This window comes from Gordonia westfalica (genome assembly GCF_900105725.1).
Classification (GTDB): Bacteria; Actinomycetota; Actinomycetes; order Mycobacteriales; family Mycobacteriaceae; genus Gordonia; species Gordonia westfalica.
This window is the reverse complement of the sequence record NZ_FNLM01000034.1, coordinates 828630-841364: the sequence shown is the minus strand read 5'-3', so window position 1 is coordinate 841364 and position 12735 is coordinate 828630. Positions and strand designations below refer to the sequence as shown.

The following is a 12735-nucleotide window of genomic DNA, read 5'->3' as shown; positions in this document are numbered from 1 at the left end:
ATGGGTTCATGCGGTGCCCCGCATGCGGAACAGTATGAGTGCGAAGGCCGGAACCCCGACCAGGGCCGTGACGACGCCCACCGGGATCTCCTGGGGGGCGAACAGGGTTCGTGCAGCGGCGTCGACCCACACCATGAACACCGCGCCGATCACCGCGGCGGCGGGGAGTAGCCGTCCGTGCCGCGGCCCGACGAGGAATCGGGCCGCATGTGGCAGCACCAGACCGACGAACCCGATCGCGCCCGCCGCGCTCACCAGTGATGCGGTGATCAACGCGGTCACGGTGAGCAACAGGATCCGGATCCTGCGGACGGACACCCCCAGAGCCGCCGCTGCGTTGTTGCCGAAGGTGAACGCATCGAGCGATGAGGACACCGTGAGGCAGACGACGATTCCGAAGCCGGTGATCGTGCCGCAGACGATGACGTCCGACCAGTCGGCGCCACTGAGCGAGCCCAGTAGCCAGAACAGCACCCCGCGGGTCTGTTCGGCGTTCGCCGAGGACATGACGATGAACGAGGTCAGCGCAGAGAACAGTTGTGTCCCTGCGACTCCGGCGAGAATGACCTTCGCGGTGCCTCCTCCCGCACCCGCAGCCAGGGCGATGACTGTCGCGAATGCGACCACCGCGCCGGCGAACGCACCGGTCGACAGCGAGATGATCCCGCCCCCGATTCCGAGGATCGCCACCAGTACCGCACCGGTCGAGGCACCTGAGGAGATACCAAGAACGAACGGGTCGGCCAGGGGGTTGCGCAGCAGCGATTGCATGATCGCCCCGCACAGTGCGAGTCCTGCGCCGCAGACCGCGGCGAGGAGGGTGCGGGGGAGTCTGAGCTGCCAGACGATGCCGTCCTGTAACGCGGTCAGGCCCGACGAGCCGATTCCCCAGTGCTCGCCGATGACGGCGTATACGTCCCGTACCGACAGGCTTGCCGGGCCGAGAGTGACGGCCGCCGCGATCGAGATGATCAGTAGGGCGACTCCGCCGGCGAGCACGCCGATGAACACGGCGGTCGAGTCGGATCGTCGAGTCGCCAGGGGTGCTTCGATTGCCTCGACCGAGGTCTCTTCGGTCGCCACGTCGGACGTCACGATTGCGGAGTGGCGAGGTTCCACTTCTGCAGTGCAGCCGCGACCTTCTCGATGCCGTCGACGGTGCGGATCGTCGGGTTCATGTCCGCGCCGTTGACGATGATGTAGCGGCGGTCGCGTACTGCCTGCATCTGGGCGGTGACCGGATCGGACTCGAGGAACGCGATCTTGCTGTCGAGTGCGTCGCCGTCGACGCTGCGTCGACTCAGGTCGGCCAGCACCAGCGCGGTGGGATTGCGGTCGGCGACTGTCTCCCAGGGCACCTGCGGCCATTCGTCGGTGGTGTCGGCGAAGACGTTGGTGGCGCCGACCGCGGTGGTGATGGCTCCCGACGAGCCGCAGCATCCGGCCATGTACGGGGTCTGGGTGTCGGCGAACCAGTACGCCAGTGTCACCCCTGTCGCGTTCACCGGTTCCGAGGCCGCGCGTACGCGGCCCTTGAGTTCGTCGATGAGATCCTCGCCGCGCTCGTCGACACCGAAAATCGCTGAGAGCTCGCGAATCTCCTGGTAGACGCTGTCCATCGTGTATGGGGTCGTGCGTGCGCCGTCGGCGTTGGAAGCCGAGGACACGTCGCCGTTGCAACCGTTGTCGGTGGGCGAGAGATAGGTGGGTACGCCGAGCTTCTCGTACTGGTCGCGGCCCTCGGCTCCACCGTCGCCGATGGACGAGCCGAACGATGCCGTGACGAAGTCCGGGTTCGCCTCGAGCACGGTCTCCAGCGACGGTTTGTTGTCGGCGAGCCGGGGGACCGCGGCATTGGCGTCGGCGAGATTCTCGCGGACCGGGTCGGTCCACGTCGCCGTGCCGACCATGCGGTCGGCGAGGCCCAGGGACAGCAAGATCTCGGTCGAGGCCTGGTTGAGTGAGACCACCCGCTGCGGCGGGGACTCGACACTGACGGTCCGACCGCAGTTGTCGATGGTGACGGTGTCGCCGGTGGCGGCGGCTTCGTCTGTGTCGCTGTCCGAGCCGGTGCAGCCGGCGAGGACCAGGGTCGCGGCAAGGGTGATCGCGCAGCGGGTCGCTGAGATGCGCATGAGTGAGAGCTTTCCGGTCATGGGCCCACTCGCGGAGCCCAGGAATACCTGAGCCGAGCGGAGGAGCGATCGGACTCGCATGCAGTCGTTTGTCGGACTGGATGCTCACCGTTGCGCGTCAGTTCCGGATTTGCACCGGATTCTCTCGACCGATCGGCGCCGCAAAGCGGCCACGGTCACCTTAGCGGCACCGTGCCTGTCCGGTTTGACCGGCTCGCCGCCTGGTGTGCGGGACCGTCCGGTCAATCCTGTACCGGCCGGGGACGGTAGGGCACGGAGTCGCTGACCTCGGGGTCGACGTGAATGGGTCGCCCGAGTTGGGGGAAAGCGCGTTGCGGGCAGGCGGGGCGGTCGCACACCTTGCATCCGGCCCCGATGGGTACCACCGTCCGGGGATCGGTGAGGTCGACGCCGGTGGAGTAGACGAGTCGCTCGGCGTGGGCGACATCGCAGCCGAGTCCGATCGCGAAACTCTTGTGAGGGGTGAGGTACCCGCCGGGTTCGACGGTGGTGCGGGCGAGCCAGAAGTACGAGCGCCCGTCGGGCATCGCCGAGACCTGGGTCAGGACTCGCCCCGGTGTGGCGAAGGCGTCGTGCACGACCCACAGCGGGCAGCTGCCGCCGACTCGCGAGAAGTGGAATGCGGTGGCGGACTGTCTTTTCGAGATGTTTCCGGCGCGGTCGACGCGTACGAAGATGAACGGGATTCCGCGGCTGCCCGGTCGTTGCAGAGTCGACAGCCGGTGGCAGATGGTCTCGAACCCGACTTCGAAACCGAGGCTGAGCAACTCGATGTCGTAGTGTGCGGCGTCGGCGGCCTGTCGGAAGATCTCGTACGGCAGTAGTAGTGCGCCGGCGAAATAGTTGGCCAGACCGATTCGGGCAACGGGGACCGCTTCATCGCTGAGATCATCAGCGCCGGCGATGATGTCGTCGATGACCTCGGACTGGGTTTCCATGGCCAACTGGGTCGCCAGCTGGAACGCGCGCTGTCCTGCGGTCAGTCGCCCCGCCAGATGCACGGTGCGGTCGGTCGCGTCGAATCGTCGTTTGGGCGTGTGTGCCCGGGCGGCCGGGTCCGGGTGGTGGGTGATGGCCACCCGGATGCCGTGATCGGAGGCCAGTACGTCGGCCAACTGGAGGTCGAGGCCGCCGATGGTCAGTCGGTGATCGGAGAAGATCCGCTCGGCTGCCACGTCGAGTGCATCGATGTGGTTGCGCCGGTCGTAGAAGAAGTCACGGACCTCTTCGAACGGCATCGGGGTCGACGCCGGGCGGGACGGGTCGCCGGACACCTGCGCCCGGTAGTTGTCCACTTCGCTGTCGGCGGCGGTAAGGCGGCGGTGCAGGTTCACCAGTGTCGTACCGACCGCCGGCATGCGTGCGACGAGTTCGGCGATCTCCGCGCGGCTGACGTCGGGGACGTCAGGTTGGGCGGCGAGGACGTCGGCGAGGTCGGCAACGAGCCTGGCGTCACCGTCCGGGGCGAAATAGTCTGCGTCGAGGTCGAATTCGCGCGACAACGTCAGCAACACCGGCACCGTGAGTGGCCGCTGATCGTTTTCCAGTTGGTTGACGTAGCTGGTCGACAGGTCGATCCGCCGGGCCAACGCCGCCTGGGACAGGCCTCGCTCGTCGCGTAGCCGACGCAGTCTCGCGCCAACGAACATGCGCCGGCCGGGTGATCCGCCTCCTGCTTTCCTCACGACGGCAGCATAACGCTCTCCGCATCCACAACGTTCGCAAATTCTTCCGACCGCGTCCGCAAGAATACGCATCTGCCAGGTCTTTTCGAGGGGAGGGATGGATGCGTACGGTGCGAACATGATCAATCATCACGTCCGGACCCATCGCAGCTCCGAGGACTTCCCGCAGTCGGAGCATCTCGCTCAGAAGATCGCCGACATCGCCGTGGACCCGGTCGAGGTACCCGCCGACACCCGCGACATGATCATCAACCGCATCATCGACAACGCCGCGGTGAGTGCCGCCTCGGTCATCCGCCGTCCGGTCACCTCCGCGCGCCGACAGGCGCAGGCTCATCCGGGCACACCGGGCGCCACGGTGTTCGGGATCGACGGCACCTTCTCCCCGGAGTGGGCCGCGTGGGCCAACGGCGTGGCGGTGCGCGAACTCGACTTCCACGACACGTTCCTCGCCGCGGAGTACTCCCATCCCGGCGACAACATCCCCGCACTCGTCGCGGTCGGACAGCACGTCGGTGCCGGCGGCCATGACCTGATCCGTGGCCTGGCCACCGCCTACGAAGTGCAGGTCGACCTCGTCCGCGGAATGTGCTTGCACGAGCACAAGATCGACCACGTCGCCCACCTGGGGCCCTCGGTGGCCGCCGGTCTGGGCACGATGCTGAACCTGGACGCCGAGACCATCTATCAGGCGATCGGTCAGGCGCTGCATCTGACCACGGCGACCCGCCAGTCGCGCAAGGGGCTGATCTCCAGCTGGAAGGCCTACGCGCCCGCCCACGCCGGCAAGATCGCCGTCGAGGCGGTCGACCGCGCCATGCGCGGAGAGGGTGCCCCCGCCCCGATCTGGGAGGGCGAGGACGGCGTCATCGCCTGGCTGCTGAGCGGGGCCGACGCCGAGTACACGATCCCGCTCCCCGGGCCCGGTGAGCCGAAGCGGGCAATCCTGGACACCTACACCAAGGAACACTCCGCGGAGTACCAGAGCCAGGCGCCGATCGACCTCGCCCGCCGGATGCGTGAGAAGATCGCCGACTTCGACGACATCGAGTCGATCGTGCTGCACACGAGTCATCACACACATGTCGTCATCGGAACCGGGTCCGGGGATCCGCAGAAGTTCGATCCGACCGCCAGCCGCGAGACCCTCGACCACTCGGTGATGTACATCTTCGCCGTCGCCCTGCAGGACGGCACCTGGGATCACGAGAAGTCCTACGCCCCGGAGCGTGCGAACCGCCCCGACACCATCGCACTGTGGAAGAAGATCTCGACCGTCGAGGATCCCGAGTGGACCCGCCGGTACCACTCGACCGATCCGAACGAGAAGGCATTCGGGGCGAAGGCAGTCATCACGCTGCGGAACGGTGAGGTCATCACCGACGAACTCGCCGTCGCCGACGCGCATCCGCTCGGCGCCCGTCCGTTCGGCCGGGACCAGTACACCGCGAAGTTCCGTTCGATGGCCGAGGGCGTCGTCGACTTCGATGAGCAGGACCGCTTCCTCGGCGATGTCGAGAAGCTGGAGACGATCGCCGCCGGTGGCCTGTCGGTGCTGAACACGCTTGTCCTTCCGGCAGTCCTGGACAAGGCTCCGCAGACCGGGAAGGGCATTTTCCGATGACCGCCACCACTGAGGCAGCCACCACCTCCGCGGTCTCGGGCCTGTTCTCGTCGAACGCTTCCGCGTCGTCGAAGCGGCAGGCCCTGCGGGCGGGTCTCGACTCCGGGGCCCTCCAGCGTTGGCCGGGAGCATTCTCACCACTCGTGGCGAAGCTGATCGCGGACGTCGGCTTCGAGGGTGTCTACGTGTCCGGTGCGGTGCTCTCGGCCGACCTGGGACTGCCCGACATCGGGCTCACCACGCTCACCGAGGTCGCGACCCGGGGCGGATCCATAGCCCGCGCAAGCGAACTCCCCACCATGATCGACGCCGACACCGGCTTCGGCGAACCGATGAGCGCCGCTCGCACCGTCGCAACACTGGAGGACGCCGGACTCGCGGGCTGTCACCTCGAGGACCAGGTGAATCCCAAACGCTGCGGTCACCTCGACGGCAAGGACGTCGTTCCCGCCCGCGACATGGTCAAGCGGCTCGGTGCGGCGGTCGCCGCCCGCCGTGACAGTGACTTCGTCATCTGCGCGCGCACCGACGCCCGCGCGATCGAGGGGCTCGATGCCGCCATCGACCGGGCGAAGGCCTATGCCGACGCCGGCGCCGACCTCATCTTCACCGAGGCGCTCCGCGACCTCGGCGAGTTCGAGCAGTTCCGCAAGGCCGTCGACGTGCCGTTGCTGGCGAACATGACCGAATTCGGGAAGTCGGATCTGCTGACCGCCGAACAGTTGACGAGTGTCGGCTACAACGCGGTCATCTACCCGGTGACCACGTTGCGTATCGCGATGGGTGCGGTGGAACGACGGTTGCGTGACATCGTCACGCAGGGAACACAATCAGGGCTTCTCGACGAGATGCAGCACCGTAGCAGGCTGTACGAACTGCTTCGTTACGAGGACTACAACGACTTCGACTCCGATCTGTTCAACTTCACCATCGAGGGAGCACCGTGATGACCACAACCGAAGCGGACGCCGCGGGAGCGGTCGAGACCCCCACCATCTACAAAGGGCTCGCCGGTGTCGTCGTCGACACCACGGCCATCTCCAAGGTCGTACCGGAGACCAACTCGCTGACCTATCGCGGTTACGCCGTCCAGGATCTCGCCGAGCACTGCTCGTTCGAGCAGGTCGCGTACCTGCTCTGGCACGGCGAGCTGCCGACCGACGGGCAGCTGGCCCTGTTCACCCAGCGTGAACGCGCGAGCCGCCGACTCGACCGCTCGACTCAGGCCGTGCTGCAGCGGATTCCGGAGAACTGCCATCCCATGGACGTCGTCCGTACCGCGATCAGCTTTCTGGGCACCGAGGATCCCGACGAGGAAGTCAGCACTCCGGAGGCCAACTACGACAAGGCGGTGCGGATGTTCGCCGTGCTGCCGACCATCGTCGCCGCGGACATGCGCCGCCGGCGCGGCCAGGACCCGATCGCGCCCCACCACGGACTGGGCTACGCCGAGAACTTCCTGAACATGTGCTTCGGCGAGGTCCCCGACCCGGTGATCGTCCGGGCCTTCGAGAAGTCGATGGTGCTCTACGCCGAACACAGTTTCAACGCATCGACCTTCGCCGCGCGCGTGGTCACCAGCACCCGGTCCGACATCTACAGTGCGGTCACCGCTGCCATCGGAGCGTTGAAGGGGTCGCTGCACGGCGGGGCGAACGAGGCCGTCATGTACGACATGATCGACATCGACCGGCCCGACCGGGCGAGGCCGTGGCTGACCGCGAAACTCGATGCCAAAGAGAAGGTGATGGGCTTCGGTCACCGCGTCTACAAGAACGGTGACTCACGCGTACCCACCATGAAGAAGGCCCTCCTCGACGTGGCGGATCACCTCGGGGAGACCAAGTGGTGTCAGATCTACGCCGAACTCGAAGCGGTCATGGACGAACGCACCGGCATCAAGCCCAACCTCGATTTCCCCACCGGCCCGGCGTACTACCTCATGGGCTTCGACATCGCCTCGTTCACGCCGATCTTCGTGATGAGCCGGATCACCGGGTGGACCGCGCACATCATGGAGCAGGTCGCGTCCAACGCCTTGATCCGACCGCTCAGCCAGTACTCGGGTCTGCCGCAACGGTCACTGACCTCGGCATAGCGACCACCCCCCAGCCCGACGAGAGAGAGACACGTGTTCGAGAAAGTCCTGGTCGCCAACCGCGGCGAGATAGCTGTGCGCGCTTTTCGCGCGGCCTTCGAACTCGGTGCCCGCACCGTTGCGGTCTTCCCCTACGAGGACCGTAACTCCGTCCATCGAGCCAAAGCCGACGAGTCGTACCAGATCGGGCATCCGGGACACCCGGTACGCGCGTACCTGTCGGTCGATGAGGTGATCGCGGCGGCGCAACGTTGTGGCGCCGACGCGATCTACCCGGGCTACGGATTCCTGTCGGAGAATCAGGGGCTGGCCCGAGCATGCCAGGACGCGGGAATCACCTTCGTCGGACCGTCGGCAGACGTGCTGGAGTTGACCGGTAACAAGGCGACAGCGGTCGCCGCGGCCAAGGCGGCGGGCCTGCCGGTCCTGGCGTCGTCGGAGCCGTCGGCCGATGTGGACGAGTTGGTTCGGGCTGCACGCGACATGGTGTTCCCGGTGTTCGTGAAGGCTGTTGCCGGCGGCGGTGGCCGCGGTATGCGTCGGGTGGAAAGGATGGCCGACCTGGCCGATGCGATCGCAGCGGCCTCTCGTGAGGCCGAAGCGGCGTTCGGCGACCCGACGGTGTTCCTCGAACAGGCGGTGGTCGATCCGCGCCACATCGAGGTGCAGATCCTCGCCGACACTCACGGCAATGTGATCCATCTCTTCGAGCGTGACTGCTCGGTGCAACGGCGCCATCAGAAGGTCATCGAACTGGCACCGGCACCGAATCTCTCGCCGGAGCTGCGTGAACAGATCTGTTCTGATGCCGTCGCGTTCGCTCGTCACATCGGCTACACCTGCGCCGGTACCGTCGAGTTCCTCCTCGATGAGAACGGCAGGCATGTGTTCATCGAGATGAACCCGCGTATCCAGGTCGAACACACGGTGACCGAGGAGATCACCGACGTGGATCTCGTTGCCGCGCAACTGCGCATCGCCTCGGGTGAATCACTGGACGAACTCGGTCTGAGTCAGGACCGGCTCGACATACGCGGGGCGGCCATGCAGTGCCGAATCACCACCGAGGATCCGGCCGACGACTTCCGGCCCGCCGTCGGACGCATCACCGCCTACCGCAGTCCCGGGGGTGCCGGGGTTCGCCTGGACGGCGGCGCGGTACTCGGCGGCGAGGTCAGCGGGCATTTCGACTCGATGCTGGTCAAACTGACCTGCCGGGGGCGTGATTTCGGGACTGCGGTACGCCGTGCCCGACGTGCGGTGGCCGAGTTCCGCATCCGTGGCGTGGCCACCAACATCCCCTTCCTGCAGGCGGTGCTCGACGACGTCGACTTCCGCGAGGGACGGGTCACGACGTCGTTCATCGAGGAACGGCCCTGGTTGCTGACCTCGCGGTCCTCGGCCGACCGCGGCACGAAGATCCTGTCCTACCTGGCCGACGTCACCGTCAACAAACCCCACGGCGAGCGTCCGACGACGGTGTACCCGCGCGACAAACTGCCCACCCTGGGCCGGACGAGTCTGGCATCGCCGCCGGACGGCTCGCGGCAGCGTCTGCTGGCGTTGGGGCCGCAGGGATTCGCCGACGACCTGCGCGATTCGAAGGCGTTGGGCGTCACCGACACCACCTTCCGTGATGCGCATCAGTCGCTGCTCGCGACCCGGGTGCGTACGACCGGGCTGATGGCCGTGGCGCCGTATGTGGCGGCCATGACCCCGCAGTTGCTGTCCCTGGAGTGCTGGGGCGGCGCCACTTACGATGTCGCGCTGCGTTTTCTGAAGGAAGACCCGTGGGATCGGCTGGCGCAGCTGCGTGAAGCGGTGCCCAACATCTGCCTGCAGATGCTGCTGCGCGGTGCCAACACGGTCGGCTACACCCCCTATCCGGAGAAGGTGACCATGGCGTTCGTCGCCGAGGCGACCGCGACCGGCATCGACATCTTCCGGATCTTCGACGCCCTCAACAACATCGACGCAATGCGTCCGGCGATCGATGCCGTCCAGGAGACAGGCACGGCGGTGGCGGAGGTGGCCATGTCGTACACCGGGGATCTGGCGAACCCGGGTGAAGATCTCTACACGCTCGACTACTACCTGCGCCTCGCGGAACAGATCGTCGACGCGGGTGCGCACGTGCTGGCGATCAAGGACATGGCCGGCCTGTTGCGCGCGCCGGCCGCGGCCGCATTGGTGTCGGCGCTGCGCAAGAACTTCGACCTGCCGATCCACGTCCACACCCACGACACCCCCGGCGGTCAGCTGGCCACCTATCTGGCGGCATGGCAGGCGGGTGCATCGGCCGTCGACGGTGCCAGCGCCGCGCTGGCTGGGACCACGAGTCAGCCCGCACTGTCGGCGATCGTGGCCGCGGCCGCGCACTCCGACCGCGACACAGGTCTCGATCTGCAGGCGGTGTGCGACCTCGAACCGTACTGGGAAGCGCTGCGAAAGGTGTACGCGCCCTTCGAATCCGGTTTGCCCGCGCCGACCGGCCGCGTCTACACCCACGAGATCCCCGGTGGTCAGTTGTCGAATCTCCGGCAGCAGGCCATCGCACTCGGGCTCGGCAATCGTTTCGAGGCGGTCGAGCAGGCGTATGCCGACGCCGACCGTATGTTGGGCCGACTGATCAAGGTGACACCGTCGTCGAAGGTGGTCGGCGATCTCGCATTGGCCCTGGTGGGCGGTGGGATCACCGCCGAGGAATTCGCCGCCGATCCGAGCGCCTACGACATCCCGGATTCGGTGATCGGCTTTCTGCGCGGCGACCTCGGCGATCCCGCCGGCGGATGGCCCGAACCGCTTCGTACGGTGGCACTCGAGGGCCGCGCCGATGCGTCGGCGACAGAGGAACTCTCGGCCGACGACTCGGCAGCGCTGGACATTCCCGGACCTATGCGGCAGCACACCCTCAGCCGACTGCTGTTCCCCGGCCCCACACGAGACTTCGACGATCACCAGGACACCTTCGGCGACACCTCACGTTTGTCGGCGAACCAGTTCTTCTACGGCCTGCGATACGGCGAGGAACATCGCGTGGAGCTCGAACCGGGTGTGGAACTGCTCATCGGGCTCGAAGCCATCAGCGAACCCGATGAGAAGGGTATGCGCACCGTGATGTGCATCCTCAACGGACAACTGCGGCCGGTACAGGTGCGTGACCGCTCCGTCGACGCCGAAGTCGCCGCCGCGGAGAAGGCCGACCGGTCCAACCCGCGTCACGTGGGCGCACCCTTCGCCGGCGTGGTGTCACTGAGTGTCGGCCTCGGCGACGAGGTCGCTGCCGGTGCGGCCATCGGCACGATCGAGGCGATGAAGATGGAGGCGACCATCACCGCACCCGTGGGCGGTCGGGTCGCGCGGCTCGCGATCGATTCGGTCACCCAGGTCGCCCCCGGCGATCTGCTCCTCGAGATCGGTTGAAGGCTTCCTGAGCTCACGCGTGGCGAACCACATGCGCGCTCACCACCAGTGAGCGCCGAAGGTGTCCGGCCGAGCGCGGGAGAAGACCTCGAAGTCGAGTTCCCCCGACCGGCAAGGGAAGATTGACACCTGGTTCACAGTCGAGGAGGGGATGTCCTGGTGGCCGATCTCGGTGGTGCGTTGCTCGTGGGCGGGACCAGCAGTGACGCCGGCAAGAGTCTCGTCGTCGCAGGCCTGTGCCGTGCGCTGGCACGCGACGGTGTCCGGGTCGCGCCGTTCAAGGCGCAGAACATGTCGAACAACTCGGTCGTCACGCCCGACGGCGGGGAGATCGGACGCGCCCAGGCCCTGCAGGCCTTCGCCTGCGGACTCGAACCCTCGACGCGATTCAATCCGGTACTTCTGAAACCCGGCAGCGACCGGCGTTCCCACGTCGTGCTGCGCGGGCGTCCGGCCGGTGACGTCGGGGCCCGCGACTACCTGTCCTGGCGGTCGCGGCTGCGCGAGGTCGTCACCGAGGAACTCGCCGCGCTCCGCCGCGACTTCGACGTCGTCATCTGCGAGGGCGCGGGATCGGTCGCCGAGATCAACCTCCGTGCCAACGACATCGCCAACATGGGACTCGCGCAGGCCGCACGACTCCCGGTCCTCCTCGTCACCGACATCGACCGCGGCGGCTCGCTCGCCTCGCTGTTCGGCACCACCGCGATCCTCGATCCCGCAGATCAGGCGCTGATCGCGGGCTACGTCGTCAACAAGTTCCGCGGCGACCCGACGATCCTCGAACCCGGCCTCGAGCAGGTCCGGGCGATCACCGGTCGTCGGACACTCGGCGTCGTGCCGTTCGCCGACGACCTCTGGCTCGACGCCGAGGACTCGCTGTCGGCGCCCGTCGGGCGGCGGGTCGGACCGCCGCTCGACCCCGCCGAGGCGGGACGTGCCCGGCTTCGCGTGGCCGCGATCCGGTTACCGCGGATCTCCAACTCCACCGACGTCGAGGCGCTCGCCTGCGAACCCGGCGTCGACGTCACCTGGGTCGACGACCCGGGCAGCGTCGCCGCCGCGGACCTGGTGGTCATCCCCGGTACCCGTGCGACCGTTTCCGATCTCGGGTGGCTGCGTGAGCGCGGACTCGGTGATGCGCTGACGAACCGCGCCGCGCGGGGAGCGCCGATCATCGCCGTCTGCGGTGGATTCCAGATGCTGGCGCGCACGATCGACGACGCGATCGAGTCCGGCCGCGGCCGCGTCGACGGACTCGGCGTGTTCGACCTCGACATCAGCTTCGCCGCCGACAAGACGCTGCGACAGGTCACCGGCACCGGGCGCGGGGAGAAGCCATCGCCGGCTATGAGATCCACCACGGCCGGGTCGTCGGGTCGGGGGAGGACACCTGGATCGTCGACGACGTCGGCGGCCCCGAGGGCGCCCTACGGGGTCCGATCCGCGGGACGCACTGGCACGGACTGTTGGCCAACGACGCGTTCCGGCGAACCCTGCTCGCCGAGGTGGCCGCCGAGGCCGGGGTCGTGGGCTTCCAGGTGGCCCCGGACACCGAGGTCGAGGCGATCCGCCGACGTCAGGTCGACACGATGGCGGACCTGATGAGCGAGCACCTCGACCTCGACGCGGTGCTCCGCCTCATCGAGAACGGGCCGCCCGCGTCGGCGCCCGTCATCCGTCACCACCTGGACGACCGCACCCGCCAGTCGGATTCGCTATCGTTGCCCAATGACTGAAGATCAGCGT

At 67.3% G+C, this 12735-nt stretch carries 7 protein-coding genes and 1 pseudogene; 5 read left to right on the top strand and 3 right to left on the bottom strand.

The annotated features are described in order from the left end of the window. Positions 1-6 precede the first annotated feature (6 nt). From BLU62_RS09175 to BLU62_RS09165, 3 genes are all read right to left on the bottom strand, one after another. A complete protein-coding gene (locus BLU62_RS09175; protein WP_244278351.1) occupies positions 7-1011 on the bottom strand; it encodes a FecCD family ABC transporter permease in 1005 nt (334 codons plus the stop codon). A gap of 80 nt (positions 1012-1091) precedes the next feature. Then, entirely contained in the window at positions 1092-2135 is a 1044-nt protein-coding gene (locus tag BLU62_RS09170) for an ABC transporter substrate-binding protein (protein WP_074852785.1), read from the bottom strand. A 242-nt stretch (positions 2136-2377) separates the two neighbouring features. Beyond that, positions 2378-3805, bottom strand: a complete 1428-nt coding sequence (locus BLU62_RS09165; protein ID WP_074849218.1) for a short-chain fatty acyl-CoA regulator family protein — start codon at positions 3803-3805, stop codon at positions 2378-2380. 154 nt (positions 3806-3959) lie between these two features. Between BLU62_RS09165 and prpD the strand changes: the two genes are divergently transcribed. The 5 genes and pseudogenes from prpD to BLU62_RS09145 all read left to right on the top strand — a co-directional run bounded on the left by prpD (position 3960) and on the right by BLU62_RS09145 (position 12725). After that, positions 3960-5465: a 2-methylcitrate dehydratase PrpD gene (gene prpD / locus BLU62_RS09160; RefSeq protein ID WP_074852784.1), complete on the top strand. Its 1506-nt coding sequence runs from the start codon at positions 3960-3962 to the stop codon at positions 5463-5465. Next, the gene (gene prpB / locus BLU62_RS09155) at positions 5462-6412 is read left to right on the top strand and encodes a methylisocitrate lyase (RefSeq protein ID WP_074849217.1); all 951 of its coding nucleotides are present in this window, start codon (positions 5462-5464) and stop codon (positions 6410-6412) included. The genes prpD and prpB overlap by 4 nt, the downstream gene beginning before the upstream one ends. Continuing rightward, positions 6412-7563, top strand: coding sequence for a bifunctional 2-methylcitrate synthase/citrate synthase (locus BLU62_RS31860; protein WP_099047844.1), 1152 nt, complete (start codon positions 6412-6414; stop codon positions 7561-7563). The genes prpB and BLU62_RS31860 overlap by 1 nt, the downstream gene beginning before the upstream one ends. Before the next feature lie 33 nt (positions 7564-7596). Further along, positions 7597-10986: a pyruvate carboxylase gene (locus tag BLU62_RS09150; protein WP_099047843.1), complete on the top strand. Its 3390-nt coding sequence runs from the start codon at positions 7597-7599 to the stop codon at positions 10984-10986. A 159-nt stretch (positions 10987-11145) separates the two neighbouring features. Continuing rightward, positions 11146-12725, top strand: a pseudogene (locus BLU62_RS09145) (cobyric acid synthase). The last annotated feature ends 10 nt before the right edge of the window (positions 12726-12735 follow it).

Coding starts and splice junctions, on each gene's coding strand:
- BLU62_RS09170 (WP_074852785.1), bottom strand. CDS start 2,135: ATGCGCATCTCAGCGACCCGCTGCGCGATCACCCTTGCCGCGACCCTG.
- BLU62_RS09165 (WP_074849218.1), bottom strand. CDS start 3,805: ATGTTCGTTGGCGCGAGACTGCGTCGGCTACGCGACGAGCGAGGCCTG.
- prpD (WP_074852784.1), top strand. CDS start 3,960: ATGATCAATCATCACGTCCGGACCCATCGCAGCTCCGAGGACTTCCCG.
- prpB (WP_074849217.1), top strand. CDS start 5,462: ATGACCGCCACCACTGAGGCAGCCACCACCTCCGCGGTCTCGGGCCTG.
- BLU62_RS31860 (WP_099047844.1), top strand. CDS start 6,412: ATGACCACAACCGAAGCGGACGCCGCGGGAGCGGTCGAGACCCCCACC.